This window comes from Sporomusa termitida (assembly GCF_007641255.1).
GTDB classification, from domain to species: Bacteria; Bacillota; Negativicutes; order Sporomusales; family Sporomusaceae; genus Sporomusa; species Sporomusa termitida.
The window spans coordinates 5,094,686-5,121,494 of record NZ_CP036259.1; the positions used below are offsets into that span (position 1 = coordinate 5,094,686).

At 48.4% G+C, this 26,809-nt stretch carries 25 protein-coding genes; 21 read left to right on the top strand and 4 right to left on the bottom strand.

All coding sequences use genetic code 11. The features are described 5' to 3' along the window. Positions 1 to 85 precede the first annotated feature (85 nt). Both SPTER_RS23475 and SPTER_RS23480 read left to right on the top strand, forming a co-directional pair. Positions 86 to 715, top strand: a complete 630-nt coding sequence (locus SPTER_RS23475; RefSeq protein WP_144352601.1) for a DUF47 domain-containing protein — start codon at positions 86 to 88, stop codon at positions 713 to 715. Next, a complete protein-coding gene (locus SPTER_RS23480) occupies positions 708 to 1,700 on the top strand; it encodes an inorganic phosphate transporter (RefSeq protein ID WP_144352602.1) in 993 nt (330 codons plus the stop codon). Before SPTER_RS23475 ends, SPTER_RS23480 begins: the two co-directional genes overlap by 8 nt. 118 nt (positions 1,701 to 1,818) lie before the next feature. Here SPTER_RS23480 and SPTER_RS23485 read toward each other — a convergent pair whose 3' ends face one another. Next, the gene (locus SPTER_RS23485; RefSeq protein ID WP_144352603.1) at positions 1,819 to 2,733 is read right to left on the bottom strand and encodes a LysR family transcriptional regulator; all 915 of its coding nucleotides are present in this window, start codon (positions 2,731 to 2,733) and stop codon (positions 1,819 to 1,821) included. A 196-nt stretch (positions 2,734 to 2,929) separates the two neighbouring features. Between SPTER_RS23485 and SPTER_RS23490 the strand changes: the two genes are divergently transcribed. The 4 genes from SPTER_RS23490 (at position 2,930) to SPTER_RS23505 (ending at position 10,091) form a co-directional block, all read left to right on the top strand. Further along, entirely contained in the window at positions 2,930 to 6,709 is a 3,780-nt protein-coding gene (locus tag SPTER_RS23490) for a phosphoribosylformylglycinamidine synthase (protein ID WP_144353063.1), read from the top strand. Between the two features lie 82 nt (positions 6,710 to 6,791). Continuing rightward, positions 6,792 to 7,925, top strand: coding sequence for an ABC transporter substrate-binding protein (locus SPTER_RS23495; RefSeq protein WP_170233383.1), 1,134 nt, complete (start codon positions 6,792 to 6,794; stop codon positions 7,923 to 7,925). 16 nt (positions 7,926 to 7,941) lie between these two features. Next, entirely contained in the window at positions 7,942 to 9,717 is a 1,776-nt protein-coding gene (locus SPTER_RS23500; protein ID WP_170233384.1) for a sensor histidine kinase, read from the top strand. 2 nt (positions 9,718 to 9,719) lie between these two features. Further along, entirely contained in the window at positions 9,720 to 10,091 is a 372-nt protein-coding gene (locus SPTER_RS23505) for a VOC family protein (RefSeq protein WP_170233385.1), read from the top strand. Between the two features lie 73 nt (positions 10,092 to 10,164). Here SPTER_RS23505 and SPTER_RS23510 read toward each other — a convergent pair whose 3' ends face one another. Continuing rightward, positions 10,165 to 10,386, bottom strand: coding sequence for a hypothetical protein (locus SPTER_RS23510; protein WP_144352607.1), 222 nt, complete (start codon positions 10,384 to 10,386; stop codon positions 10,165 to 10,167). Between the two features lie 152 nt (positions 10,387 to 10,538). On the opposite strand from SPTER_RS23510, the gene SPTER_RS23515 reads away from it, so the two are divergent. The 4 genes from SPTER_RS23515 (at position 10,539) to SPTER_RS23530 (ending at position 14,216) form a co-directional block, all read left to right on the top strand. Beyond that, on the top strand, positions 10,539 to 11,393 hold the full coding sequence (locus SPTER_RS23515) for a DUF2156 domain-containing protein (protein WP_144352608.1): 855 nt from the start codon (positions 10,539 to 10,541) through the stop codon (positions 11,391 to 11,393). A gap of 240 nt (positions 11,394 to 11,633) precedes the next feature. Further along, entirely contained in the window at positions 11,634 to 12,476 is an 843-nt protein-coding gene (gene speD, locus SPTER_RS23520) for an adenosylmethionine decarboxylase (RefSeq protein WP_144352609.1), read from the top strand. Between the two features lie 37 nt (positions 12,477 to 12,513). Then, a complete protein-coding gene (locus SPTER_RS23525) occupies positions 12,514 to 13,125 on the top strand; it encodes a cytochrome b/b6 domain-containing protein (protein ID WP_144352610.1) in 612 nt (203 codons plus the stop codon). Between the two features lie 77 nt (positions 13,126 to 13,202). Continuing rightward, on the top strand, positions 13,203 to 14,216 hold the full coding sequence (locus SPTER_RS23530) for a SpoIID/LytB domain-containing protein (protein ID WP_144352611.1): 1,014 nt from the start codon (positions 13,203 to 13,205) through the stop codon (positions 14,214 to 14,216). 201 nt (positions 14,217 to 14,417) lie between these two features. On the opposite strand, the gene SPTER_RS25765 is transcribed toward SPTER_RS23530, so the two are convergent. Next, the gene (locus tag SPTER_RS25765; protein ID WP_281289479.1) at positions 14,418 to 14,549 is read right to left on the bottom strand and encodes a hypothetical protein; all 132 of its coding nucleotides are present in this window, start codon (positions 14,547 to 14,549) and stop codon (positions 14,418 to 14,420) included. 165 nt (positions 14,550 to 14,714) lie between these two features. On the opposite strand from SPTER_RS25765, the gene SPTER_RS23535 reads away from it, so the two are divergent. The 6 genes from SPTER_RS23535 to SPTER_RS23560 all read left to right on the top strand — a co-directional run bounded on the left by SPTER_RS23535 (position 14,715) and on the right by SPTER_RS23560 (position 20,844). Continuing rightward, positions 14,715 to 15,137 (top strand): YwiB family protein, encoded by a 423-nt coding sequence (locus tag SPTER_RS23535; RefSeq protein WP_246105653.1) that lies wholly within the window; start codon positions 14,715 to 14,717, stop codon positions 15,135 to 15,137. Then, positions 15,127 to 16,800, top strand: coding sequence for an arginine--tRNA ligase (gene argS / locus SPTER_RS23540; RefSeq protein WP_144352612.1), 1,674 nt, complete (start codon positions 15,127 to 15,129; stop codon positions 16,798 to 16,800). Before SPTER_RS23535 ends, argS begins: the two co-directional genes overlap by 11 nt. 187 nt (positions 16,801 to 16,987) lie before the next feature. Continuing rightward, a complete protein-coding gene (rpoE, locus tag SPTER_RS23545) occupies positions 16,988 to 17,416 on the top strand; it encodes a DNA-directed RNA polymerase subunit delta (RefSeq protein WP_144352613.1) in 429 nt (142 codons plus the stop codon). A 94-nt stretch (positions 17,417 to 17,510) separates the two neighbouring features. Beyond that, positions 17,511 to 19,127, top strand: coding sequence for a CTP synthase (locus SPTER_RS23550; RefSeq protein ID WP_144352614.1), 1,617 nt, complete (start codon positions 17,511 to 17,513; stop codon positions 19,125 to 19,127). Between the two features lie 192 nt (positions 19,128 to 19,319). Beyond that, on the top strand, positions 19,320 to 20,246 hold the full coding sequence (gene sppA, locus SPTER_RS23555) for a signal peptide peptidase SppA (RefSeq protein ID WP_144352615.1): 927 nt from the start codon (positions 19,320 to 19,322) through the stop codon (positions 20,244 to 20,246). Between the two features lie 16 nt (positions 20,247 to 20,262). Next, positions 20,263 to 20,844 (top strand): YIP1 family protein, encoded by a 582-nt coding sequence (locus tag SPTER_RS23560; protein WP_144352616.1) that lies wholly within the window; start codon positions 20,263 to 20,265, stop codon positions 20,842 to 20,844. On the opposite strand, the gene SPTER_RS23565 is transcribed toward SPTER_RS23560, so the two are convergent. After that, positions 20,841 to 22,508, bottom strand: coding sequence for a DUF6044 family protein (locus SPTER_RS23565; RefSeq protein WP_144352617.1), 1,668 nt, complete (start codon positions 22,506 to 22,508; stop codon positions 20,841 to 20,843). The genes SPTER_RS23560 and SPTER_RS23565 overlap by 4 nt on opposite strands. A gap of 287 nt (positions 22,509 to 22,795) precedes the next feature. On the opposite strand from SPTER_RS23565, the gene SPTER_RS23570 reads away from it, so the two are divergent. The 5 genes from SPTER_RS23570 (at position 22,796) to SPTER_RS23590 (ending at position 26,761) form a co-directional block, all read left to right on the top strand. Further along, on the top strand, positions 22,796 to 23,197 hold the full coding sequence (locus SPTER_RS23570; RefSeq protein WP_144352618.1) for a response regulator: 402 nt from the start codon (positions 22,796 to 22,798) through the stop codon (positions 23,195 to 23,197). A gap of 172 nt (positions 23,198 to 23,369) precedes the next feature. Further along, positions 23,370 to 24,005, top strand: a complete 636-nt coding sequence (locus SPTER_RS23575; RefSeq protein WP_144352619.1) for a hypothetical protein — start codon at positions 23,370 to 23,372, stop codon at positions 24,003 to 24,005. A gap of 32 nt (positions 24,006 to 24,037) precedes the next feature. Then, complete coding sequence (gene fsa, locus SPTER_RS23580) at positions 24,038 to 24,682, top strand: fructose-6-phosphate aldolase (protein ID WP_144352620.1); 645 nt, start codon at positions 24,038 to 24,040, stop codon at positions 24,680 to 24,682. 67 nt (positions 24,683 to 24,749) lie between these two features. Continuing rightward, a complete protein-coding gene (gene glpX / locus SPTER_RS23585; protein WP_144352621.1) occupies positions 24,750 to 25,715 on the top strand; it encodes a class II fructose-bisphosphatase in 966 nt (321 codons plus the stop codon). A 146-nt stretch (positions 25,716 to 25,861) separates the two neighbouring features. After that, entirely contained in the window at positions 25,862 to 26,761 is a 900-nt protein-coding gene (locus SPTER_RS23590; RefSeq protein WP_246105416.1) for a peptidoglycan DD-metalloendopeptidase family protein, read from the top strand. Positions 26,762 to 26,809 lie beyond the last annotated feature (48 nt).

Here is a 26,809-nt window from a genome sequence, read left to right on the forward strand (position 1 = left end):
CTTAACATTTCTTTACAATTAGTTAACAAAGCCCGAGAGTATATGCTATAATCAGTTTGAATCCGACAAATTGAGGAGGCTAAGTATGGGATTTGGCTTAAAGCCCCGTGAAGAAAAGTTTTATGGTTATCTTTTGGCAAATACTCAACTTATTCGGGATGCGGCCGAAGTGTTACAAGAGGCGTTAAACAAAGATGGAGATTTGTTTGAATTAATGGCTCAGATAGACGAACTGGAGCAGAAGGCTGACGAGAATACGGCTAAGATTGTCGGCTTGTTGCACAAAACATTTATTACGCCCCTTGACCGTGAAGACATCTATAGCATTGCTCACAAACTTGATGATGTTATAGACTGTATGCAAGGCACGATTGAACGTATGGAACTCTACAACGCCGGTAAGGCATCAGAAGGGGCCAAAGCTCTTGCCGAACTGGTAGGTAAAAGTGCCAAGCAGATTGATAAAGCGTTCAGTCATTTGCCGGAAATTAAAAAGCAAAAAGACAAGCTGGAAGAGCGCTGTGCCCGGATCATTGAGTATGAGTCACAGGGAGACCGGTTGTACAGGCAGGAGATGGCCAAACTGTTCAGAGAATGCAAGGATCCTATTGAAATCATCAAATGGAAAGAAATCCTGCTTCATCTGGAAGAGACTCTTGATATCTGTGAGGATATCGCCAATTTATTAAAGGGAGTCATCGTAAAGTATGCCTGATATGACACTGGTTTACATTGTGGTCTTTTTTGCGCTGGCCTTTGACTATATCAACGGCTTTCATGATACAGCCAACGCGATTGCCACCTCGGTATCGACCCGGGCCCTGGACCCGCAGTATGCGGTAATACTGGCGGCGATTCTTAATTTCGCCGGCGCGCTCTATAGCACCGGCGTAGCCAAAACAATTGGTGGCGATCTTGTTAAATCGGCTTCGTTAGTTAGCCAACCGGTAATTATTTCCGCCTTGTTCGGTGCGATTGTCTGGAACCTGATTACCTGGTGGATGGGCATTCCCAGCAGCTCATCCCACGCCCTTGTCGGCGGTGTCCTGGGAGCAGTTATAGTAGGCGCCGGTTTTGACGCCATTAACCTTACCGGTGTTGAAAAAATTGTCCTCTCCCTTGTCCTGTCGCCGCTTATTGCGATGGCCGGCGGCTATGTTATCATGATCGCCATGATGTGGATTTTCGGGCGGCAGGAGCCGGGAAAGCTGAATACCGGTTTCAAAAAAATGCAGCTTTTATCTGCCAGCCTGATGTCTTTCTCCCATGGCTCCAACGATGCGCAAAAAGCTATGGGGATTATTACTTTGGCGCTTTTGAGTTCGGGGCAGATACCAGAACTGGAAGTCCCGCTGTGGACAAAAATCGCTTGTGCCACTGCCATGGGCCTGGGGACGGCGGCCGGCGGCTGGAAGATTATTAAGACTATGGGTGGTAAGATTTTTAAACTGGAACCTATCAATGGTTTTGCTGCCGATATGAATTCGGCAATGGTCATTTTTGCCGCTACAAACCTGCACCTGCCGGTCAGTACTACCCATGTGGTATCTGGCTCCATTATGGGGGTTGGTTCGGCCAAACGGATTTCCGCTGTGCGGTGGGGGGTAGCCCAGCAAATGCTGTTTGCCTGGATACTGACCATTCCGTTCAGTGCAGTAACAAGTGCACTTATGTATAAGTTTCTGATGTTATTCTTATAAATTTATTCAGGCCTGCAGGGTGAAGCAAAACAATGGCGTTCAGCAGGTAAAAAGATATTTTAACAAGGCAGCTCCGCAGAGGCAAGGGCTGCTTTTTTGTATCTTCTTTGTGTAATTATTACTTATTGGCTTCCGTAATCAGGTGCATGAATTTCTGGGCTGCGACCGGCAGCGGCACAGTACTGTTGGTAACAGCTCCTAAATAGCGGGGCGGGATATCCTCACTAATTGCCAAGCGGAAAAGCTGTTCTTGTGCCAGCTGGGTTGCCATGTATTCCTGGGGGGCGAAGGCAATGCCAAGCCCGATTTGGGCCAGATCGATCAGCAAATCAATGCTGCCGAGCTCTATTTCGGGGGTTAAAGATACGTTATAACGCTTGAGCAGGTCGTCAAAATAGCTGCGGGTAACTGTATTTTTCTCAAGAACCAGTATGGGATAATTTACCAGATCTTTTATGGATAGTTTCCGCTTATGCAGGCTATGGTAATCTTTTCCTGCCACGAAGACATCATGGATTATATTTAGTTTGGTAATAGCAAGCTTACTCTCCCGTTCTCCTGTCCGGAGCTGTGATTGGTGGCGCAGATTAACAAAACTTATATCTGCCAGACCTTTGCGGACAAGTTCAGTGCATACCGGCGATGTTCTGTTGGTGATGTTGATCTTAATGGCAGGGTATAACTCATTAAATTGTTTTAGGTAAGATAGTAAATAATATCTGCACAGGGTGTCGCTGGCGGCAATTTTAAGTTCGCCCCGGGTCAGAGAATGAACATCCTGGATATTGCGTTCTCCTGTCTTGAGGAATTGGTAGGCTTGCTCCACAAAGGAAAATAACATAGCTCCCTCCGGGGTCAGCCTTACCTGCTTTGTGGTACGGGCGAACAGGCGGCTGTTAAGTTTCTCTTCCAGCAGGTGAATCGACTGACTAACAGCAGACTGGGAAATATGCAGCTGCGTGGCGGCTTCTGAAAAACTTAGTGTTGCTGCTACATGATAGAATACCTTATAAAGCTCGAAACTAACATCCATATATAAGTACTCCTTATTAATATAATAATCAATATTAATTTTTATTATTAATTATATTGTGTTACGATAGTGATGTAAAGCGTTAGTACCTTGACCGGATTGAAATTCAGGTTAGGTTGCGGAGATTTTTTCGTCCAGCGAGGCGGAGGAGCCGCGCAGATGGTACTTAGTACAGGAGGCGGATAATTTGAACACAGTGAAAAATATAATACGTCGAATATTTGTCGAGAAGAAGCCTGGCTTTCAAATTGAGGCGGCAGGTATTTATTCTGATCTTAAAGAGAATTTAGGGATAAAAGGCTTACAGTCGGTGAGAGTACTGCACCGCTATGATATATCCGGTTTGACGGAACAGGAATTTACCAATGCCGTTCATACTATTTTCTCCGAGCCGCCTGTAGACCTTGTCTATTTTGAAAACATTGACCGCCAAGACACCGACCACGTATTTGCCATAGAATATTTACCGGGGCAGTACGACCAACGGGCAGACTGGGCGGCACAAAGTGTGCAGATATTAACGCAGCAGGAACCGCCGGCAGTGAACACGGCGAAAGTTCTTATTCTGACAGGCGAAATTAGTGAGCACGAATTATTAGGAATCAAGGGTTATTGCATTAATCCGGTTGAAGCGCGGGAAGCCTCACTGGCAAAACCGGACTCTCTAACTATGGTATGTTGTGTTCCCAGTGATGTATTGGCGGTAAATGGTTTTATTAACAAAAGTCCGCAAGACCTGCTAGATTTTATGAACACCCAGGGTTTGTCAATGAGCTTTGAGGATTTGACTTATTGTCAGCAATATTTCCGGGATACCGAGCGCCGTGAGCCGACGATCACCGAGATTAAAGTAATCGATACGTATTGGTCAGATCACTGCCGGCATACGACGTTCTTAACCGCGATTCAGTCGGTTTCGATTGCCGCGGGCAGGTTCTCCAGGCCGGTCGAAACGGCGTATCAGGCGTATTTAAAATCCCGGGAATTTGTCTATAACGACCAGGAAAAAGATGTCAGCCTGATGGATATAGCCACTGTGGCGATGAAAGAGCTGAAAAAACAGGGACAGCTTACTGATCTGGATGAATCGGAAGAAATCAATGCCTGCAGCATTGTTGTACCTGCTGCTGTCGATGGCCGGACGGAAGACTGGCTGGTCATGTTCAAAAATGAGACACATAATCACCCCACCGAAATTGAGCCATTTGGAGGAGCGGCTACCTGTCTGGGCGGCTGCATCCGTGATCCCCTGTCAGGCCGTTCTTATGCTTATCAGGCAATGCGTGTTACCGGCAGTGGTAATCCCCGGACTGCGTTAGGAGCCACGTTGCCGGGCAAGCTGCCGCAGCGGAAAATAACGACAAGTGCAGCGGCCGGGTATAGTTCCTACGGGAATCAGATTGGTCTGGCAACAGGCCAGGTGACTGAGATCTATGATGAGGGTTATATTGCGAAACGGCTGGAAATTGGGGCGGTCATGGCGGCTGCGCCCAAAGAGAATGTTGTGCGCGCCATTCCTGAACCAGGCGATGTTGTTATTCTGGTTGGGGGCCGTACCGGCCGGGATGGCTGTGGGGGAGCAACCGGCTCCTCCAAGGCTCACACGGAGGAATCGCTTATGAATTGTGGGGCCGAAGTCCAGAAAGGAAACCCGCCTACGGAGCGTAAAATCCAGCGCCTGTTTCGCCAGCGTACAGTCAGTACCATGATCAAACGCTGCAATGATTTCGGTGCCGGCGGCGTGTCGGTGGCCATCGGTGAGCTGACTGACGGCCTGAATATTAATCTGGATGCCATCCCCAAAAAGTATGAGGGTCTTACAGGTACTGAGCTTGCTATCTCGGAATCACAGGAGCGGATGGCGGTAGTGGTCGCCGCGGCCAATGCGCAGCAATTTATTGATTATGCCGATGCGGAGAACCTGGAGGCGACTATTGTTGCTACCGTTACTGGCAATAACCGGTTACAGATGATATGGCGCGGCCAGGCTATTGTCAATATCAGCCGGGATTTTTTGAATACGAATGGCGTCAAACAGCATACCGCGGCAGCTGTGGCTGCTCCGTCGGCAAACAGCTATTTTGAAAGGTTGCCGGGGCCGGCTGGTAAAAGCCTGGCAGATCTTAAGGCCGCCTGGCTGGTTATGCTGCAAAACCTTAATATCTGTAGTCAGAAGGGGCTTGTTGAGCGTTTTGACAGCAGTATTGGCGCCGCGACTGTACTGATGCCCTTTGGCGGCAAATACCAGGATACGCCGGTGGAAGGCATGGTTGCCAAGCTGCCTGTGCTGGCAGGAGATACAACGACGGGGACAATTATGACCCATGGGTTTAATCCCGGCCTCGCGGCCTGGAGTCCTTTCCACGGTGCGGTTTATGCTACAATTGAGGCTGTTGCCAAGGTTGTCGCCTTAGGGGGGGATTGCCGCACAGTCAGGCTGACTTTACAGGAATACTTTGAAAAGCTGGACAAGGACAGCGCAAAGTGGGGCAAGCCCTTCAGTGCGTTACTGGGCGCATTTTACGCCCAAAAACAGCTGGGGATTCCGGCTATCGGCGGCAAAGACAGCATGTCAGGCACCTTTAAGGAGCTTACTGTGCCGCCTACCCTGGTAGCTTTTGCGGTAACGGCAGTTGACGTGCGGCGTGTTATCTCCCCGGAGTTTAAGCTGACCGGGAGCAACGTGATTTTGGTCCGGGCCCGGCGGGATGAAAACGAGCTGCCTGACTTTGCGGCCTTAATTACGGCGTATGATTGTGTGCACCAGCTGGCCGCCGCCGGCAAAATTCTGGCAGCTTATACCGTAAAACTGGGGGGAGTGGCCGAAGCTGTCAGTAAAATGGCATTTGGCAACCGCATTGGCATCAAGTTTACCGCCGCCGTTACGGAAAATTCCTTGTTTACCCCGGATTACGGTTCGCTGGTGCTGGAACTGCCGGCGGCTGTACAGCTGGAGCAGGAACTCACCGGTCTGGATTATACCTTGATCGGTAAGACCACAGCCACCCCTGTTATTAGCGTTAATAGCACTGAAATCTCTATTGAAGAAGCTTTGGCCGCCTGGGAGCAGACGCTGGCAAAAGTGTTTCCTGTCCGGTCTGAGCTGGTTGATGGTGAGCCGGCCCAATTTACCTATCATCACAGGCGCAACACTCACCGGCCGGCTGTCGGTATTGCCAAGCCGAACGTGCTGATTCCGGTTTTTCCCGGTACTAACTGTGAATATGATACGGCAAAAGCGTTTGCGCAGGCCGGAGCCCGGCCGGAAATCCTGGTAATCCGCAACCGGACCGCGGCTCAGGTTGAAGAGTCTATTAGTGTGCTGGCCCGGAAAGTAGCCACTGCCCAGATTGTTATGCTTCCAGGGGGATTTAGTGCCGGGGACGAACCCGATGGTTCCGGCAAGTTTATCGCCGTCATGTTCCGTAATCCCCGGGTAAAAGCAGCCCTGACTGAGCTCTTGCAGCAGCGTGATGGTTTGATGCTGGGTATTTGCAATGGTTTCCAGGCGCTTATTAAGCTGGGGCTTGTTCCTTATGGCGAAATCCGTGATCTGACTGCAACCAGTCCGACGTTAACTTTTAATAAAATTGGCCGGCATATTTCGTGCATGGTCAATACTAAGGTTGTTTCTACCTTGTCGCCCTGGCTGAGTCATACTCAAACCGGTGACGTGTTTGTTATTCCCGCGTCGCACGGAGAAGGCCGGTTTTATGCCACCGAAGCGGAAATCAGCCGGCTGGCGGCAAATGGCCAAATTGCTACCCAGTACGTCGATTTGGCTGGCCGTGCCACTTATGACGGTAAATTTAATCCGAACGGCTCTTGCCATGCCATTGAGGCAATTACAAGCCCCGATGGGCGGGTACTGGGAAAAATGGGACATTCCGAGCGGACCGGCAGCAGCGTAGCCGTCAATATTCCCGGGAGCAAAGACCAGCAGCTGTTTAGGGCCGGCGTTAAATATTTCAGGTAAATAACAGGCAGGAGAGCAGGAAAATAATTCTTTCATGGCTAATTAACTACTATTAATAATAATTGTCGGATGGAGGGATATTGTGACAGCTGTGAAACGTTTTCGGACGGCAGTTTTACCAATATTCCTGCTCATAACCCTGTTTGTTGCCGGCTGCGTTGACCGGGCGCCGGTTAAAATCGGTTTTGTTGCCGGTTTGACCGGCCGTCAGTCTGATATTGGGGTTGCCGGCCGCAACGGGGTAATTCTGGCGGTTGAGGAAATAAATAAGGCCGGCGGTATTGCCGGCCGCCAGGTGGAACTTATCGTTAAGGATGACAAGAATGATCCTGCTGTAGTCCGCCGTGTTGATGCAGAACTCATCAATACCGGTGTACGAACGATTATTGGGCATATGACCAGTGTGGCAGCAGTAGCTTCACTGCCGGTAATTGCCGGTGGCAAGGCTCTGATTATAAGCCCGACGGCGCGGGCGGACAGTCTGAGCGGTCATGATGATTTCCTGATTACCGTGATGCCGCCGCTTAGTGTTTCGGCGCAAGCGCAGGCGTCTTATGCGGTTGATGCGCTGGGCCTTAATAAAATGGCGGTTATTTATGATATTACCAATGGTGACTTCTCTCAGTCCTGGCTGCAGGCTTTTACAGCTAAATATGAAGAACTTGGCGGCACGGTTGCGATTACATACCCGTTTATATCAGGCAAGAGCGTGGATTATGTGAAGCTGGCAAACACTGTTGGCGGCTGCTGGCCTGAGGGTGTACTTATCATTGCCGGCGCGGTGGATGCTGCGCTTCTTAGTCAATGGCTCAAAAAGAATCAGCCGGCTGTTCCATTATTTTCCAGCAGTTGGGCTATGACTGACGATTTTATTCACCACGGCGGCAGTGCGGTGGAAGGGGTAGTTTTTAGCAGCCCCTTTATACCCGATCCCCGGGGGCTGTCTTACAGCCGGTTTGTCCGTGTTTACCAGGAGCGATTTGGCAGTCGGCCCAACTATGCGGCTGCTTATGGCTACGAGGCTGCGCAATTGTTAGCGGCAGGTATTAAGCAAGCCGGCAATACCGAAGCGCAGGCTGTCAAGGCCGCCATTCTAGCTCAGGGACAGTTTCCGGGGCTATGGAGTGAGATTGTTATTAATGCGACAGGTGATAGTCAACGGCTTGGGGGGCTGATTACTGTAAAGGACGGTCAGTTTACTCCCCTGATTAATTAAAGTGAGCAGATGGCATATGAACAAGATTGCAGGCAGCCTAAAACGGGTTATGACCTTTAATTTTATCGTCGCCGCTGCGGTGCCGATCCTTGTTATCAGCGTGATTACCATTACGTTGTTGTCTCGCAGTATGGGTGAGCAAGTCATTAAATATAACACGCAAATGGCTAATGATCTGGTAAAAGGTACCGAGGATTTCCTGGCGATGGCTGACGCTGTCATCAGGCAGGCCGCCACTACCCTGGCTGCAGGCGGTTTTGACAACCGCCAGATCCAGTATTATCTTGACACCCTTGTTGCCAGCCATCCCTATCTGGATGCCGTACATGTGGTTGATGAAGATGGTCACTCGGTCTTTGTTTCGCCTTTTGATCCCAGTTATACGACACTGGATCTGTCAAGGCAGCCTTTTTTTCAGGAGACTAAGCGAACCGCCCAGGTGCACTGGTCAACTACCTTTATCTCACAGCATACTGGTCAGCCGACTCTAACGATTACAAGGCCAACCGGAAGCGGCATGGTCGTCGGCTATATCAATTTAAGCAAACTGAACGAACTGGCCGCGAAAGGCGACGGCAATCAGCATAGTTGGGCTGCTATTCTTGACACTGAAGGCACTTTTATCGGGCACAGTGACCGGGAACAGGTGTACCAGCGCAATATTGGCGACCGGGAATTTATAACAACTGCCCTGGCTGGCAAGGCTAGGACTATGAGTTTCAGGCAGGGGCGGGACAATTATCTTATTACTGTTGATGTCGTTACGCCAACAGGCTGGCCGGTCCTTGTAGCCCAACGGACCGATATAGCCTTTGCCCCGGTGAATAATACCCGGAATATATTTATTGCCGGTTCACTGCTGGCTTTAGGGTTAGCAGTTGTTATTGCCATGGGCAACCTAAAAAGGATTTTACTGCCGCTTGATGTATTTACCCGTAAAACCCTACAAGTAGCGTCGGGCAATTATAATCTGCCGCTGGAGCGTTACGAATTCACGGAGATAAATACAATTTCAGAGCACTTTCAGTCAATGGCCGAGGCTGTGCGTCTGCGTGAGGATGAGTTGCGGCGCCAGCAGCTGGAATTGGCTAATTACATGCGGACACTGGAGCGCAGCAACCGGGAACTTGATCAGTTTGCCTATGTCGTTTCCCACGACCTGAAGGCGCCGCTGCGGGCCATTGCCAATTTGTCACAGTGGCTGGAAGAGGATTTAGAAGGCAGTCTTGAGGCTGAAGCCCGGCATAAGCTGGAGCTTTTGCAGGGCCGGGTCCAGCGGATGGAAAATCTGATTGCAGGGATACTGGAATATTCACGCATTGGCAGGATTAAAGCGGCCGCTGAACCGGTGAAGGTCGGCAATCTGATTGCTGAAGTGCTCGAAGACCTGGCCCCTGTCGGCGGACTGCGTGTTCAATTTGACACGGAAATGCCGGAGATTATCACTGCCAGGGTCAGGCTCAAGCAGGTATTTGCTAATCTTATCGGTAATGCTGTCCGCCATCACAACAAGCCGGACGGCCATATATGGATAACCGTCAGTGATTTAGGGAGCTGGCTTGAGTTTAGTGTGGCTGATAACGGTCCGGGCATTGCCGCCGATTATCATCACAAGATTTTTGAAATATTTCAAACCCTGCAGCCGCGGGATACCCTGGAAAGTACGGGGGTTGGTCTCGCTCTTGTCAAAAAGATTGTGGAAGGACAGGGCGGTTCGGTGAGAATTATTTCAGCTGAAGGTCAGGGCGCCAACTTTATTTTTACCTGGCCTAAAGCTGTAAAGGAGGAATAATTTTGTTTGCGGTTGCGCATATCGGCCTAGTGGTTACCAATGCCGATCAATCACTGGCGTTCTATACCAGGATTTTAGGTTGCCAGGTGGAGGACCAATACGAGGATGAACGCATTCGCCTTATCTTCATTAAGTCAGGCCAGCTGACGATCGAGCTTATCCAATATCAGGCAGACTCTGTTCCTGTCCGCAGTGCGGGACGGGTTGATCATATTGCTTTTTTTGTAAACGACATCACTGCCGAGATTGCCAAACTCCGGCAGCATAAAATCCCTTTGTTATTTGAGCAGCCGCAGATAGTCGGCAAACAAAAAATTATGTTTTTCACCGGTCCTGATGGTGAGCGCCTGGAGTTTGTACAAAAATTACAATGACCAAAGGGACGATTTTTGCCGTGCACATCAATTGCAGGTCAAAAACCGTCCCTTTGTTGCAGGTTTTTCCCTGTTATCCCAGGCCTATACCAGGGGGATGTTTGGGGGCGTTTTCCACCAACGGACATTTTTTCAGGGGGCATTCATCAGCAAAATCACATTCTGTTTCCTGAACATGATAGTGTGGTACCGCTTTACCGGGAATGCGGGTTTCCTGATATACGGCAATTATGCTGTGGCGCTTTTTAAGATAAGGGCAATCACCATATAATATAGCAGGGGCCCGTTTTGACATATTATCACCTCCGTAGCTGATTGCGTGTTCGTAATGCCCGGAATATAATAGAGGGTACTACTAAATGTTAGATAGGCAATAGAGCCAGTCTATATTTAATAATTGGGGGGCTTATTATCAATTTTCAAGAAATTACCTTAGCGCAAAAACCTATGTTTGATAAGTATTTTAGCCAGCGCCGCTACGAAAACGCTCATTTTAACTTCACTAATTTATTTATGTGGCGCAACATATATTCTATTAAATGGGCGGAGGAACACGACTGCCTGGTGATCAAAGCTGCCTATGACGGTCAGCAGTATATGCTGCAGCCATTTGGCCCTGACGAGGCAATCGCACCGGTGCTTGAAGCCATGAGTTCCTTCTTTGCCAGGGAAAACCTACCCTTTGTTATCCGGGGGGTGGAGAAATTTATGGTTGACCTTATTGAAGCCTGGCGGCCTGGTCAGTTTAATTTTACCGGTGACCGTGACAATTTTGATTATGTTTATCATAGCAAGGATTTAATTGAATTAAAAGGCCGTAAATATCACAGTAAGAAAAATCATATTAACAGTTTCCTGCGCTCTTACAGAAATTACCAATATGAACCGCTGACACCGGAGTGGGTGCCCCACTGTATCGAAACCCAGCTGGAGTGGTGCCGGAAAAAAGGCTGTGACGATGACCCGACATTGCAGGGGGAAAACAACGCTATCATTGAAGTTTTTACCCATTGGCCAGAGCTTAATTTACAGGGTGGCCTTATTACCATTGGCGGCAAAGTAGAAGGATTTACTTTTGGCGAACAGTTAAATACCAATATGGCTGTTATTCATGTGGAAAAAGCAAATCCTGATATTCGCGGGGTGTATCCGGTTATTAATCAGAAGTTCTGCGAGCATGCCTGGCAGCAGCTTGAATATATCAACCGGGAAGAAGATATGGGTTTAGAAGGCTTGCGCAAAGCCAAAGAATCATATTATCCGGCAAAAATGATTGAAAAATATATAGTCGCTTTTAAATAGTAAATTGACTAACGGGCAAAACTAGGTTTGACAATATCTGAAGACCTGTAGCGACAGCTGCAGGTCCAAAAATTTTCCGTTAACTACCCTATACTTTTCGGCTTGATGTGGTATAATTTTTAAAGGATTTTTTGTTGCTTTCCAGAAATATTTGTGTTTAATTAGCAAATTAGAGACTGGTCGCTGCTGCGCTTTTGGTTGTAGCCAATATTATATCTGTGAGGAGAAGGACAACGTAAGATGGAAATTAAATCAATTAAAAAGTTAAAGCTCTACGGATTTAATAATCTCACCAAAACGGTTAGTTTTAATATGTATGATATCTGCTATGCAAAAACGCCGCAGCACCGCCACTCGTATATAGAATATATTGATGAGGAATATAGTGCTGAACGGCTGACCAATATTCTTACCGAAGTGGCTAATATGATTGGGGCCAATATTTTAAATATTGCCAAGCAGGATTATGACCCGCAGGGGGCCAGCGTTACCATGCTCATTTCAGAAGAACTGGTCAATCAGCCTGGTGAACACGTAGACATTGAGGACTGCGGTGAGTGTGAACTCAATGAGCCGCTGCCGGAGGCGGTTGTCTGCCATTTGGATAAGAGCCACATTACTGTCCATACGTACCCGGAAAGCCATCCGGATGAAGGGATCAGTACTTTCCGGGCTGATATTGACGTATCTACCTGTGGCCAGATCTCACCACTTAAGGCTCTCAATTTTTTGATTAATACTTTTCGGCCGGACATTGCGGCGATTGACTACCGGGTACGCGGTTTTACCCGTGATGTGAATGGCAAGAAATTTTTTATTGATCACAAAATAAATTCGATACAAAATTATATTTCCAGTGACAATCGTGACTCGTATCAGATGATCGATGTCAATGTATATCAGGAGAATATCTTTCATACGAAGATGCTCCTAAAGGAATTTGATCTTGATAACTATCTATTTGGCACTGCAAAAAAAGAATTGATGGTTGGTGAAAAGAAAAAAATAAAACAGCGGCTTAAGAAAGAAATGGCAGAAATATTTTATGGTAAAAATATTCCCAAAGTACATCGTAAATTATAGGTACATTAAAATCCCCCATTCGGGGGATTTTAATGTTATGAAACTATTATTACATCCGTTAGCCATACGAATTTTTCACTGGATACTGGTCCTGTCTGTCACATACTTAGTGATAACAGGGCTGTACCTGCATGACCCCAAAGGTAACCTGCCTTTTGGCCTGCTGCGCAAAACACACACGCTGGTCGGAATGATGCTTATAATCAATCTTTTAGGGCAAATTTACTATTATAGCATTACCGGCAAATACACGGAAGTGTTGTTTACCAGGCGGGACATTCCCAATCTTCGCAGCTTTTTCCGGTATACCCTTTTTATTACCGCAAATCACCCCAACTATGGCCGCTATAACCCCGGACAAAAAGGTTTGTTTACTATCTGGGTTCTGGCCATTATGTTATCAGGTCTGGCCGCCCTGCCGCACTTGTTGCCGGAATATGCCTCCTGGCTCAGCCGGCCGCTAGGTGGTCTTATGGGAACCAGGGTTATTTTTTACGCCATTACTATGTTATTTTTGGCAACAATTCCCCTGCATGTATACCTGGTTTTTACCGAGGACCCGGCTAAGCTTCAGGCTATGTTTTCCGGTTATCTGAGGCAAGAGCCCAAGGACAAGGCGCCGGCGAGTGAGAGAACTGACTCTCGCTAATAACCTTTGTTTGGTAAGGGCTGGCTGACGCATAAGCCGGCAACGGATATGACATACTAATTATGAGGTGGGAGCGCATGAAAAAATCAACACTAAATTCCGCACTAGTTGTAGCAACAGTATTTTTATTCATCTCGGGAGCATACACACTACTCAAGCCTCCCGCCCCAAAGCCTGCACCGGCGCCTACCGAACAAGTACCGGCCCCGGCTGCACCGACACCGCAGCCGATCCCGGGTGTACCGGCTTTTAACGCCGCGAAATATCCGCGTGAACCCCAGATAAGGGTCTATCTGGCCGATAAGGGTTATGTTACCACTATGGCTTTGGAAACATATATTGAAGGCGTTATTGCGCAGGAGATGCAGCCTGATTGGCCGATGGAAGCATTAGCTGCCCAGGCCATTGCTTCGCGGACACTGACAATGAGTGCTATTGAGGCGGGTACAATTAAAAGATTGCACAATGCTGATGTCAGCACCTCCAAAGAGGAGCTGCAGGCCTATGCCCCGCAAAAAGTAAATGCTAGTGTGCGGCAGGCTGTAAAAAGTACGCGCGGGGAAATATTACTGTATGCAGGCGGTCTTGTTAATGCCATCTATAGCTCCTGTAACGGCCAGATTGGTGCGACCAGGGAAGAGAGCTTTCCGAAGGAGATTGATCATCCAACCCCTTATTTTCAACCTGTGACTGATAATTGCTTTAAATATGCGCCAGACAATATAAAATCATGGACAGTTAAAATTCCCGCGTCCCAGGTTGCCAATGCTATTGGCTATAATGGCAGCCCCGGCAATATCCGCATACTGGAAAAAGGTCCCTCTGGCCGTATTCTTTATATTGGTGCCGGTAATAAAAAAATGTACGGTTCTGATTTTCGGCGTGCAGTCGGTTATGACCGGCTTAAGTCAACGCTGGTTACTGAAATGACGTATGATGGCGGCAACTTTATCTTTAAGGGTCTTGGCTGGGGTAATGGCGTTGGCCTATGCCAGTGGGGCGCCTATACATTTGCCAAGGAAGGCAAGCAGGCTAAAGATATTATTAATCATTATTATCCCGGTGCAGCGGTAAAAAAACTATGGCAGTAGGATAGATAAAGTGAATTTTAATCCTGATATTGCATACATTAATTACGCGAGGTAGTATGGCGGCTACCTCCCGGGGAATGCGCCGTCTGTCTGGTACGCACGGACAGGCGGCGCAGCTATTCCCGTTCCACCAAAGCAATTTGGTTTGCTAGAGCGAGCCGGTAAAAAATTACAGGCAGAAATGACCGGGTATAAGCGAAGTCAAGCTGGTGATAAGAGCAGTTTTTGCAGCATGCCTGGCAGGAAGTCTTTAATGGAGTTCATATAGTTATACTGATAGGCGCTTGCCGTACCTGCTGCCTGACTGGAGGATTGCGTTTTTTCTCCGGTCATTGCCACAGGTACGGCCAGCTTATTTTTGTTTTATAAATATTTTTGCAGGAATATTGGCAGTTGCTTTCGACTACGCTATACTATTATAGTTAAGGTACTCTGAAAGGACTGAGTCTGACAGTGGCATTAAACGGCAATACTGGTATTAATGGGGTGTTAATCACTGTGACCGGTTGCCAGCGGGACGCTGATGGTGTTGAAAATATAATTGAGTTGTTTACTTGCGGACATAGTTATATGAGAAACGGGGTTCACTATATCAGCTACCGGGAGACTGAGGTTACCGGCTTAGAAGGGGCAACTACGCTGCTGAAAGTATATGCGGACTATGTTATTCTGATCCGTACAGGCCGCGTAGAGCAGCGCCAGGAGTTCCGAACCGGCAAATGTTGTTCCTCCAGCTATATTACACCCTACGGCACGATGAAAATGGGTGTACGGACAAAGTATCTGACCATAACCCGCTGCGTTGAAACAGACCTGGTTCGCGGGGTAGACATTGAATACGAACTTGAAATTGACGGACAGTGGCAAAGTAGCAATAAACTCGCCGTCATTGTACAGGGGGATAAAAAAAATGGACATTAAACAACAGCTAATCACTGCCATTGAGCAAGCGGCTGCTAAAGCAATGGCTGACGGCGTATTTACGGCTGGGCAACTGCCGGATATAGCGCTCGAAGTGCCACCGCAAAAAGATTTTGGAGATTATGCCACTAATTTTGCCATGCAGTCAGCCAAGGTTGCCAAAACGAACCCGCGGGTCATTGCGCAGGCCATTATCGAGCGGCTTAAGGCCTCCTGGCTGGAAAAAGCAGTGATTGCCGGCCCGGGATTTATTAATTTTTATTTAAAGCCTGACTGGTTGTATCAGGAACTGGCAAAAATACTGACAGCAGGCGATGGTTTTGGCCGGACCAATGCCGGCCAGGGGCAACGTGTTCAGGTTGAGTTTGTTAGTGCTAACCCCACTGGACCACTGCATGTAGGACATGGCCGGGGGGCGGCTTTCGGCAGTGCCCTGGTTAACTTGTTAAAAGCGGCTGGCTATCAGGTTGAAGCCGAGTTCTACATAAATGATGCCGGCAATCAGATTGATAATCTGGCCGCTTCCGTTAATGCCCGGTATCTGGAACTGTTGGGACAGGCTGTTGAATTTCCGGAGGATGGCTACCACGGACGGGATATCATTGATACCGCCCAGCGAATTATTAACAATTATGGCGATAAGTACCTGGCTTTACCGGCGGCGGAGCGGCTGGCGGAGTTTAAAGAGCTTGCGCTTGGGGAAAAATTGGCAGGCGTAAAAGAAGATCTTGAACAATTTGGCGTGACCTTTGATGTCTGGTATAGTGAGCGTACGCTCCACCAAAATCAGGCAGTGGCCAGGACCTGCGAGTTCTTACAGGCCAATGGCAATATGTATGAGAAAGACGGGGCCTTGTGGCTTAAGTCAACTGCTTATGGTGATGATAAAGACCGGGTAGTTATCCGTGACAACGGTATTCCTACCTACCTGGCATCCGACATTGCTTACCACCGGAATAAATTTGACCGTGGTTTTGAGCGGGTTATTAATATCTGGGGGGCCGACCATCATGGCTATATCAGCCGGGTCAAAGCGGCTATTGCGGCCATGGGCTATAACCCTGATAACCTGGAAATCCTTATATTGCAGATGGTTAGTCTGTATCAAAACGGCGAGCCTGTCAAAATGTCCAAACGGACAGGCCAGGGTGTGACCTTAAGCGAATTGATTGAAGAAGTCGGCAGGGATGCGGCGCGCTTTTTCTTTATCATGCGTTCCATTGACAGTCAGCTGGATTTTGATCTTGATTTGGCGAAATCAAATTCCAATGATAATCCGGTCTATTACATTCAATATGCTCATGCCCGTATCTGCAGTATTTTCCGGCAGGTGGCCGAGGCCGGCGCTGTTGGACCGGCAGTCCCGGACAACACTGCCAGTTTGTTATGCTTATTGAAGGAGCCGGTGGAAATTGGCCTGATTAAAAAAATGGCGATATTTCCCCAGGAAATTGCCTGTGCGGCCCGGGAACGGGCACCACACCGCATTGCCCGCTTTGCCCACGAGCTGGCGGGGATGTTCCATACCTTCTATAACCAATGCCGGATTATGGGGGTCGAACCAAACCTGCAGCTGGCCCGGATAGCGCTGGTGACGGCAGTAAGAGCAACGCTTAGGCAGTCGCTGGCGATTTTGGGAGTAGCTGCTCCGGAAAAAATGTAGCAGGAATTTGCCTCTGCATGTTGAATATAAAGTGAAACTTGTCGCCAGAGGTGCTATTTTGGTGTTATTCTTTACACGGGTTAACTGAACGGAGCCAGGGCTTGCAAGTCGTTATAACAATGAAGATGGTATTAGTGATGCATGGTTTTTGGATAGCAGCGGATTGTTAAGTGCGGAGGTTAAGATTATGGCAAACAATATATTAAAGAATGATTTTGGGGAAGTTAGCTTAGCGTATCAAATCCTAAAGACAGCAGGCCATCCGTTATACTATAGAGAGTTGATCGACAGGGTAGTTGCCGCCAAAGGCAGTACCATTCGTCCGCCTGCGCATATCATTGCAGAAATTCATACCCAGATTAATTTAGACAGCCGGTTTGTGCATACCGGTAAAAGTACCTGGGGACTGACCGAATGGTCGCCGCAGCGCATTAGTCTGCGCGAAACCGAGGAAACGGCTGCGGCCCGCCAGGATGATGTACGGCGGGAAAAATTATTGGCTGCCATTCAGCAGGATTTTGATCATGAAGAGGCCGGACTTGCCGAAGAGCCGGCTGATTTGATGGAAGATGAAAATGAAATTGAAGAAGATGAAGAAGAGCTGGAAAGCAACTAGCCGGTCGGATAAATCGGATAAAAACAGTAAACAGCTGGTAAAACTAGCTTTTGTAAGGCAGCTAATTGTGGGAAGGTAGTAGGAGGATATTTTTATGGCTAAATATATTTTTGTGACTGGCGGGGTGGTATCTTCGCTAGGTAAGGGGATTACGGCCGCATCGCTGGGACGTCTGCTGAAAAGCCGCGGTCTCAAAGTCACCATTCAGAAGTTTGACCCGTACATAAACTTTGATCCGGGGACCATGAGCCCCTATCAGCACGGCGAAGTATTCGTAACGGAAGACGGCGGTGAGACTGATCTGGATCTCGGTCATTATGAGCGGTTTATCGATATTAACCTGAGTAAAAGCTCAAATGTTACCGCCGGCAAAATATATTGGTCGGTGATCAGCAAAGAACGTAAAGGCGACTATCTTGGCAGTACAGTCCAGGTAATTCCTCATATTACCAATGAGATTAAAGAACGCATTTACCGGGTTGGCAAGGAAGATAATGCCGATATTGTTATTACTGAAATCGGAGGCACCGTTGGTGATATTGAGAGTCTGCCGTTTTTGGAAGCTATCCGCCAGGTTAAGAAAGAAGTAGGCCGCGGCGGGGCACTTTATATTCATGTTACGCTGGTGCCATATATTTCGGCAGCCGGTGAGCTGAAAACAAAACCCACTCAGCATAGTGTAAAAGAACTGCGCAGTATCGGTATTCATCCGGATGTTATCGTATGTCGTACCGAACATGAGATTTCTCCGGAAATGAGAGAAAAACTGGCGCTGTTTTGTGATATTGACGGCGATGCCGTCATTCAGAACAAAAACGCCGCCAGCATCTATCAGGTGCCGCTTATGCTGAAAAAAGAAGGGCTGGACCGTATTGCCCTGGAGAAATTAAATATTGAGGATACCGGGGCCGATATGAGCGACTGGCGGCAGATGGTGGATAAGATCGTCCATCCGTCCCATAGTGTGCGCATTGCGGTTGTCGGCAAATATGTTGCGCTGCAGGATGCCTACATGAGTGTGTCTGAAGCCTTACGGCATGGTGGTATCGCCAATGATGCCGCCATTGAGATCAAATGGATCAATGCTGAAGATGTGGAAGAGGAGCATGCTGATCTTTCGGTCTATCTGGGTGATGTTGACGGGATTCTGGTGCCGGGAGGATTTGGTGACCGGGGCGTAGGCGGCAAGCTTAAAGCTATCCGCTATGCCCGGGAAAACAAGGTGCCATTTTTTGGACTTTGCCTGGGTATGCAGTCGGCGGTTATTGAATTTGCCCGTAATGTCTGTGGTTTGGCTGATGCCCACAGTACGGAATTTAACCCGGATACCCCGCATCCTGTTATTGATCTTATGCCTGAGCAAATGGCCGTTGAAGATAAAGGCGGCACAATGCGTTTAGGTGTGTATCCCTGTAAAGTGACGGAAAATACGCTTACCTATACGGCTTATGAGGATGAGATTATTTATGAGCGCCACCGCCACCGTTTTGAGTTTAATAATGCCTATCGGGATCAGCTTTCGGCGGCCGGGCTGATTATCAGCGGCACGCTGCCTAATGGCCGGTTAGTTGAAATCGTAGAAGTAAAAGATCACCCCTGGTTTGTCGGCACGCAATTCCACCCCGAATTTAAATCACGGCCGACGGCGCCCCACCCTTTATTTAGGGATTTTGTCAAGGCATCGCTGGCCAATAAACAGGGTAAGCTATGATGAAGAGAAAACTGTTGGATAATCTCCAGCAGTTTTCTTTTACCCCTTCAGTTTATGAAAATTCGCTGCTATGAGCTAAGGGCTAAGAAAAATCCATACCCTAAAGGGCAAAGGTGGCTTCTGCCGGCGTCCCCAAGGACTTGGCACAAGCCAAGTTTTTCTAAACTAGCTAAAGTATAAGGAGGCAGGGTTGTGTTTAAAAGATCAGTGGTTCTTTTTCTGGCAGGTATTATCGGCATATCCATGATTGCCGCACTGTTTGTCACCCCGGGATTCAGACAAAAGAAAATGGCCGGTAATGATAAACTGGCAGTCATTTATGTGGAAGGCATGATCATCGGCGGCCGGGGTCAGGTCGGATTATTTGGCGAGGGTGGCGGTACAGACCATCTGATTCGGCAATTGCATGCTGCCCGGGATGATGCCGCTGTTAAAGCAGTCATTCTCAGGATTAATAGTCCCGGCGGCACTGTTCCTGCCTCGCAGGAAGTGGGGGAGGAGCTTAAGAAACTACGGGCGGCAGGTAAGCCGGTTATAACGTCTATGGCCGATATGGCCGCATCAGGCGGTTACTGGCTGGCGGCCTGCACCGACAAGATCTATGCCAATCCCTCCACAATAACGGGCAGCCTGGGTGTATATATGCCCTATTCCAACTGGGAAGAGTTATATAAGAAAATTGGTGTGCGCCAGGAAAAAATTAAAAGCGGACCGCATAAAGATATCTTATCACCAGACCGGCAGTTAACAGTAGAAGAACGGGCGATTGTTCAAACCATGGTTGATGATATGTATAATCAGTTTGTTGATGTCATTGCCGAAGGCCGGCATCTTCACCCGGACAAAGTTCGTCAATTGGCTGACGGCCGCATTTTTACCGGGCGTCAGGCCCGGGAACTGGGGCTAGTCGACGAGCTGGGCAATATGTATGACGCGATTGATGGTGCTGCTGCGCTTGTTGGTATTGAGGGCAAACCTGAAATTGTTGAATATGGCAAAGTTAGTGTTTTCGAAGCCTTGTTAGGAGCTCAGACCAGGTTTACTTCAGACGGGATTATGCTTCAACGCCTACAGGAATTGCTCTCGGCCAGTCCGGCGGCTGTGCCTCAGAGCAATTAAGGAGAGGAGCAAGCTTATGGGAAGTTTTATTGAAATAATCTATGATGTACTATTTAAGCCTAAGGCTGCCATGCAGTATATTGCTGAAAAAAAACTGGCCGGGCAGGCCGTAATCATGTTTATCATCGGCATGCTTGTGCCGGTATGGGCGGTATATACCGGCGTCAAAGACACCGCAGGCTTGCCGGCGCTGGGTTTCCTGTTTATCTTGCAGGTAATCGGCAGTTTTACTTTTTGGGTGCTTAGTGCCTCCATTCTTGCTTTTATTGCTGAGCTGGCCGGCGGCCGGGGGACGCCTGTCGGTCTGTTTTCCGCATTGGGGTTTTCTCATCTTCCGCGGGTTATCGTTATGCCGTTATGGGTGATTGCCTCGTTGCTGCCGGCAGGTATTCAGGAAATCTGCTTTGGCATTATCGGGGTGCTGATCTTGTTTTGGACCCTGATTTTACATGTTGCCGCCCTGCAGGGCGCTTATGAGCTGTCAGGCGTACAAGCGGTACTTGTGCTGCTGATGCCGCTGCTTGTGAGCATGGCAGTTGCGGCAGTGATTATCATTTTTGCCGGCTCAGCCCTGCTTCACTTGCCGTTTCATGTTTAGCGGGCCCGGTAGAGGTAAATTTCCCACGGTGACCAGGCTTCGGTAAAACGCTGTAAAAATTCAAGCTGGTTTTCTTCATAATTTGTGATTTCGGCGGCCGATAAGATATATTGGCCGCCTAATTTTTTGAAGGCTTCGATATCAAGTTCCAGGTGATTTAGTTTTAGCTGATACGATTTTCTTACCTGATAATACTCAAGCTCGGCGGGAAAGATGTAGCAGGTTATGCCCCAATCATCAAAATAACTTTGCCAGAACGGGTTTTTGGCCAGTTCTTTGGCTATAATCTGACGGAAGGCATGCTTATAGGCAAGCGGATAAATATTGAGCCGCCCGTCCAGGGTGTAAAAACCATTGTACTGGGTGATTGCCGGATAGAGGCCGATGCTGGCAATCCGGTATTCCTGCTTGGGCCGGCCGATATAATTATCAACTTTTTTGAGCAAACTGTCCGAGAAAAACTCACCGTAACTTACATTCTCGTACAGCCAGGCATTTTCCATAACCGAGAACCCTGTCTGTTTTTGGATAACCAGATTATATTCGCTATGGTTGCCAAATAAAAAACCAAGCTGCAGGCCAATGAGCAGCGTTGCCAGCAACCGGCCAATATACCGGATATTGGCAATAACAGACAGGCAGAGGGCGAAAATGATATACCAAATAAGCGGATGCAGCCAGTGAAAGCGCTGGATCTGGAAGGTATTAAAAAAGCTGATGCCGGCGACGGCGGACATGAAGAACTCCGAATAACGCAAGCCATAGAGAATGGATAGGCAGAGTGTTAATGTCAGTAGCAATACTATCTGTTTAAACTCGCGTTTCTGTCGCCAGCCCAGGGCTAATGCCAGTGGCACGGCAATAAACAAAATATATTTATGCAAACTGACGGCATGGTATTGCCCATTGGTAAAGTTCTCCGTAATTAATGCCTGAACACCGGCCCAATCCCGGGCCTGACCCAGGCTAATCCGGTTAATCTCCTCGCGGCTGGAAACAAAACCTGCACTGAAAAAGGCATTATATATAAGCCATAATTCAGTAATACAGTAGGCGGCGGCCAGGAGGGCGATTCCTCCCCAGAATTGTGGCCGATTTTGCCGATGCTGCCAGTAATCATAGAGGGCGGCAAGCCCGAGTGCGGCCAGAATGAACACACCGGCAAGCGGCAGGGAGGAATAGAGGGCGAAGGTAATAATAATAATGACAGAAACAATCACTTTCTTATCATGAAATAGATTCGTCATTGCATAGAATAGTAGGGGCTGTCCGGCGATAGACAGTCCATAGACTGTATAGAAGGGGATGGTGGCAAACGCGGCCGCACCTGCCCACGCTAACCAGCTCTGACGCTGATCAGTAAGACAGTAGTGCCTCAATAAAAGATACATGCCAATAAATGCGGTGCTATGCACAAGGAGCAGGTTGACGAGATAAGCGCGGAACGGCGGCAAAACAAGATATAACCAGGTAATTATATTAAAACCGCTTGGCAGGCAGCTGCGTGGCACCTCGCCCAGCATTTGCCCGACCGTTCCTGTCAGGTTAAATGTTTTGCCACTATTGGCCAGCACTGTCCAGGCGGTAATCCAGTCCAAATTATCATTAATGGTAAAGTGCGCATTTTGCCGTAAGATTACAAAAGGTGCTAAGTAGGCTATCAATATACAGGCAAAAAAAAGGGCCGCCTTGTGCCTTGATAAGGATCTGAAAAGCTTATACAGCAGGGGTATCATAATTTGGCACCTCATAAAAAAATGTTTTTATACAAATAGTAGCATAATTTTTTACATTTTAAAAATTTTTTGAAGATCAATAGAAAAAAACAAAAAAATTTCTATTTTCTTCCAGATATTAGCAGGATATTTTCAATTTATTGCGAATATGGATATATTAGGAAAAGTTAAGGAATATCATGGGCGAAACTATGGAGAAAGCAAGGTGCAGAGTAATGAGCAGTTCCCGGGCAACGATTCTCGTGATTGATGACCAACCTGGAATTAGAAGATTGCTTACTGAAGTTCTCCAGGATGAAGGTTATAATGTAATGACAGCCTCCAACGGCTATGAGGGTATACAGGTAGCGAATGAAGTTAAGCCCAACGTAATATTGATGGATATGAAGATGCCTGGTATGGACGGTATTGAGACACTTAAGGAGCTTAAGCGCCACGGTCAGGGCGATCAGGTCATTATGATGACAGCTTACGGGGAATTGGATATGGTAAACGAAGCCAGGGAAGCGGGGATGCGTGATTATATTACCAAGCCGTTCGATATTATGTCCCTGTGCCGGATTATTGAAGAGCATATCGGCAGCAGTTTTGATGCACGCCGACTGTTGATCGGCTAACCCAGAGCAGATGACCCGGGGCACACAGGCCCCGGGTCATTACTTAATTGGCGCTGCTGGCCTGCACTGGCGGCCCGCCGGGTTTTTTTCCTGATGTTACCATGTTGAATAAAAGGCAGGCAGGATTTTTACTGCTGGCGGCGAAGTATATGGAGCAAGGGGGGGATATCAATTGTTTATTAGCGCTGTGTCCACATTGGCGCTTTATTGTTCGCGCTGTGGCAATATTGAACTGCATAATGTCTCCCGGTTTGCTCTCAATAATTCACGGCGGCAGCTTGCCTGCAGCTGTGGCGAGGTGCAAGGCGCCATTGCCAGCGCGGGGCGGCGTCAATATTTACTGGATATTCCCTGTGTCGTATGTGAGACTAATCATTTGATTTTCCTTGACAGCCAGTTGTTTCGGCAGCCTAAGGCTAGTAAAATATATTGTGGCCAGGCAAATCTTGAACTTGGGTTTATTGGCAGTCCGGCTGCTATTGCTGAGATTATTGCCCGGCATAAGCAGGAAGTCGCCAGTATAACCAGCGAAATGGCAGAACTGCCGGACGGCCAGGGGATAGAAAATTCGCAAATTTTACTGGAGATTCTCAATAAAATTCATGATATTGCCGAACAGGGCGGGGTATACTGCTGTTGTGGCAATGCCAATGTTGAGGCAGAGGTGTTAGTCGATGCCATTGAGCTGACCTGCAGCCAGTGTGACGGCCGGCTGGTTATTCCAGCCAAAGATGAGCGTGATTTGGCCCGCGTATCGGTAATGGGTATCATTGAATTGGCACCTCTCAGGCGTACTAGCCGTAAGTAAAGATAAAGAATGAAAAAAGCAGGTGAGCATCTGTGAAATTTTTTCTGGATACAGCTAATATTACCGAGATAAAAAATATTCTGCCCTTAGGGGTTGTGGCCGGGGTAACGACTAACCCCTCGCTTATTGCCCAAGAAAAACAGGATATCCGGGCGGTAATTAGAGAAATTGCCGCATTGACACCAGGGCCGGTGAGCGCTGAGGTTATTAGCACTAAATTCGAAGATATGCTGCCGGAAGCACACGGTTTGGCGCAACTTGGCAAAAATGTGGTCATTAAAGTGCCGGTAACTGTGGACGGTTTAAAAACGGTAAGTGCTTTGGCTGCTGACGGCATCAAAACCAATGTTACTTTGATTTTTTCCGTCAATCAAGCCCTTTTGGCTGCCAGGGCAGGCGCTGCTTTTGTAAGTCCGTTTGTTGGTCGTCTTGACGATATCAGCCAGGATGGCATTGCCCTCATTAAAGATACTGCTGATGTATTTGCTATTCACGGTATTGGGACTGAGATTATTGCCGCCAGCATCCGCCACCCCCTGCATGTTACGCAGGCGGCACTGGCCGGTGCTCACATTGCTACTGTGCCGGCTAAGGTACTGGTATCACTGCTAAACCACCCGCTGACTGATGCCGGCATACAGCGTTTCTTGTCAGACTGGCAAAAAGCCAACATGTAAACTGGTAAGCTGCCGGGCGGACGCCCGGCATAATTTTTCCATCAGGAATTTAAGGAGATGTAGTACTATGGAACGTGAATTAGCACTGGAATTTGTACGGGTTACCGAGGCTGCGGCCATTGCCAGCGGCCGGTGGATGGGACGTGGCGATAAAATAGCCGCTGATCAGGCGGCAGTGGATGGCATGCGCGCCGCTTTTGATACAGTAAATATTAGTGGCTGTGTGGTAATCGGTGAAGGAGAAATGGACGAGGCGCCCATGTTGTATATTGGTGAGCACGTGGGGCACGGCGGCCGGGAAGTCGATATTGCCGTTGATCCGCTGGAAGGTACCAACCTTGTAGCAAAAGGTCTGCCCGGCTCTATTGCTGTGCTGGCCATTGCGCCGCGCGGCTGCCTCTTGCATGCACCGGATATGTATATGGATAAAATTGCTGTCGGGCCGCGCGCCAGAGGCAAAATTGACATCAATGCCCCGGTGCAGGAGAACTTAAAAGCAGTGGCTGTGGCCCTTGACCGCGCTGTGGAGGATCTGACAGTCGTAATTCTTGATCGGCCGCGGCATGCCGCTATTGTAAAAGAAGCCCGGGATGCAGGGGCACGGATTAAACTGATTTCTGACGGTGATGTGTCGCCGGCCATCAATGCTGCTATTGAGGGGACGGCTGTCCATATGCTTTTAGGGATTGGCGGCGCCCCGGAAGGCGTATTGGCGGCAGCGGCTGTCAAATGTCTCGGCGGCGACATGCAGGCCCGGCTGTGGCCGGAAAACGCTGCTGATATTGAAAGGGCTAAGGCCATGGGTATCGATGATATTAATAAAGTGTTTACCATTGATGATTTGGTTAAAGGCGATGAAGTTATATTTGCCGCCACTGCCATCACCCAGGGGGATCTCTTAAGCGGGGTCCGCTATTTTGGAGGCGGGGCCCGTACTCATTCTATTGTTATGCGCGGCTCGACCGGTACGGTGCGTTTTGTTGACGCAATTCACAAATTTGATAAAAAACCTATGCCGATTAAACGGACATAATATTTTGGCATGAAATAGCTCAGAATATGTATGATTTCAGAAAAATAATCCAAGTTATGCATATTTTGAGGGCCTGTCGCTTATGCTAATACTGGGGAGATTTAAGTCAACAGCTATTTGTTGGCTGAATAAGCCTAGTAAGCGAGGTGATAGTATTGAACCTGCTGAAAATGAATGCCAGGCAATGGGCCTATGTTGGCGTTGGCGGCGTAGCGCTACTGGCCGGCGTGTGGGCGGCTCCTGGCGGAGTACAAACAGTGCCTGAACCGGCGACCATGCCGCCACAGGCTGAGGAGCAGCAAGTGACACCGATGCCGGTCACTAGTGCAGAGCCCAGCCAGCAAGCCTTGCAGAAACACATTGTTGTTTCCGGTGATACCCTGTGTGGTATTGCTCAGCACTACGGTATTGACCTTGAGACACTTATGGCAGCTAACCCTGGTGTAACTGATCTGATTCACCCGGGTGACGAGTTAGTCATCCTCCCGCATAAAGGCGTTGTTTATCAAGTAGATACTGGTGATACTTTGTGGGACATTGCCCGCGTATATGGTGTACAGGTAGAGACCATTAAATCAGCCAATGCCAAAAGCAGTGATGATATTGCGGTTGGTGAGAAACTCTTTATTCCCGGTGCCCGCTGGGGCCGGGCTGAACCTGCGGTAGCGAGGGCTTATGCCAGCCGTTTTACCTGGCCGACCAGGGGGGAGATTTCTTCACCCTTCGGGTGGCGCTGGGGGCGTTTGCACGCTGGTGTTGATATTGCCAACGACCTTGGTACCCATGTAATGTCTGCCCGGGCCGGGCGTGTGATTTGGGCTGGCTGGCGAGGCGGCTATGGCTACACTGTCATGGTTGATCATGGTGGGGGTTATGTAAGTTTATATGGTCACCTTGACAACTATTATGTTGAGCGGGGCCAATACATTCGTGCCGGTCAACGCATTGCTTCAATGGGGAATACCGGCAATTCCACCGGGCCACATTTGCATTTTGAAGTTCAAAAAGATGGTCAGCCGGTTGATCCGATGGGATTACTGCCATAACAAGGAGAGTGCCACGTTGTTACGACGTGGCACTCTTTTTGTTTACCC